2 protein-coding genes are annotated in these 1,639 nt (G+C 67.4%); one reads left to right on the forward strand and one right to left on the reverse strand.

Annotated features, from left to right (window positions below; all coding sequences use genetic code 11):
- Window positions 1-162: 162 nt before the first annotated feature.
- Complete coding sequence (locus BM199_RS18395; protein ID WP_177242682.1) at window positions 163-1,008, reverse strand: universal stress protein; 846 nt, start codon at window positions 1,006-1,008, stop codon at window positions 163-165.
- A 344-nt stretch (window positions 1,009-1,352) separates the two neighbouring features.
- On the opposite strand from BM199_RS18395, the gene BM199_RS18400 reads away from it, so the two are divergent.
- The coding region (locus BM199_RS18400; RefSeq protein WP_143101872.1) for a transposase at window positions 1,353-1,639 on the forward strand (287 nt) is incomplete at its 3' end.

Here is a 1,639-nt window from a genome sequence, read left to right on the forward strand (position 1 = left end):
CGAGACGGCGACCTCGTCATCGTCGCGATCCCCCGCCAACCCGACGCCTCCAAACTCGTCACCACCTGGGCCCGCGGAGAATAAGCGGCGATCAGGCAACGCCCACACAGGCGGCGATGGCCAGGATGATCGCAACATAGCGGGAACACGTACAGCTCCAGGTCAGTCCTTCCGGGCCGGCACGACGAGCACATCCGATGACGCGTCCCGCAACACGTGCTGGGCAACGCTGCCGAGCAGGGTGTAGCCCAGCGACGAGCGGGCGCCGGTACCGACGGCGACCAGATCGGCGGCGTGGTGGCGGCTCAGCTCTGGCAAACGCGTCTGCGGACGCCCGGACGCGATCACCACCCGCGACGCAGCGGGCGTCAGCTCGGCGGCCACGCGCTCGATATCGACGCGAACCTGCTCGGTGCTCACCTCGCGCAACTCGGCCAAGTGTTGCTCGCTGGCGCCGTGCATGCGCATCAACGTCTCGCCGACAACTACGGCAAAGTGCACGACGATGTGGTCCGCGTACGGCGTGAGCGCGCCCGCCGTGTGCGCCGCCGTTGCCGAGACAGCTGTGCTATCGACGGCGAGCACGACCGTGCGGTACTCCCCATCGGGTGGACTCTTGACCACCAGAACCGGAACCGGGCTCGCCCGCACCAGGTTGCCGGGAGTGCTGCCCAGGACCGGGCTGGTCAGCCGGTGGCCGCCATGCGCGCCGACGACCAGCAGGTCCGCGTCGCGATCAGTGACCTCAGCGAGGATCTCGTAAGCCACGTGACCGTGGCGGACGACGGCCTCCGTGACCGTGGAGGTGATGAACCGGTCGAGGTGTGAGCGCAGGCGGGCGTGGGCGAACTCGCTCAGCTCCTCGTTCAACCCGGCCGGCTGCACATTGACGGCGCTCAGCCGGGCGTCGCGTTCGGCGGCCAGCTGCGCGGCCCTCCGCACAGCCAAGCCCGCCTGCTCAGACAAATCGGTGGCGACCAGCACCCGGCGGACTGGTGCGGCGGCCATCGACATCACACTCCCTCCCTGCGAATAATGCCCCCTCCGACCGTCCGGCGCCCACGACCGAAGTCGAACCGGGCCAATGCATCGGCAAGCCGATGGCGGCTGGCGACGGATGTTTCCTCGGGCATCCATAGTAAGGCGACGTCTGGATGGGCCGCCTGCGCGAGCGGCGCCCGCTCATGACCAACGGCGCCAGCGAAATTCACGCGCTGAACGAAGCAGCGTCAGCCCGCACATCGAATTGCCCAAGACCAAACGCGTCCTGCACGGACCGAAGAGATGATGTCGACGCCGCAGCTAGGGCGTGTCTGACAATGGTGTTGGCGGGTGGTTGAGATGCTGTTCGGGTGTCGCGGTTCCAGTTGCTTTCAGATGATCAGTGGGCGTTGATCGAGGACCTGCTTCCGGTGCGTACCGGCAAGCAGGGCCGACCGTTCTCGGATGCGAGGTCGATGGTCGAAGGGATCATTTACCGGTATCGGTGCGGGATCGCGTGGCGGGATGTGCCTGCGGTATTCGGCCCGTGGCAGACGATCTGGACCTGGCACCGCCGGATGGCCGGTGACGGCACCTGGGACACCGTGTTGCAACGTCTGCTGACTGCTGCGGACTCGGCCGGCCTGGTGGAGTGGTC

Source organism: Amycolatopsis marina (assembly GCF_900111885.1).
GTDB classification, from domain to species: Bacteria; Actinomycetota; Actinomycetes; order Mycobacteriales; family Pseudonocardiaceae; genus Amycolatopsis; species Amycolatopsis marina.

What these genes read in the sequence shown, in the direction of transcription:
- BM199_RS18395 (WP_177242682.1), bottom strand. Translation starts at nt 1,008, where the DNA reads ATGGCCGCCGCACCAGTCCGCCGGGTGCTGGTCGCCACCGATTTGTCT.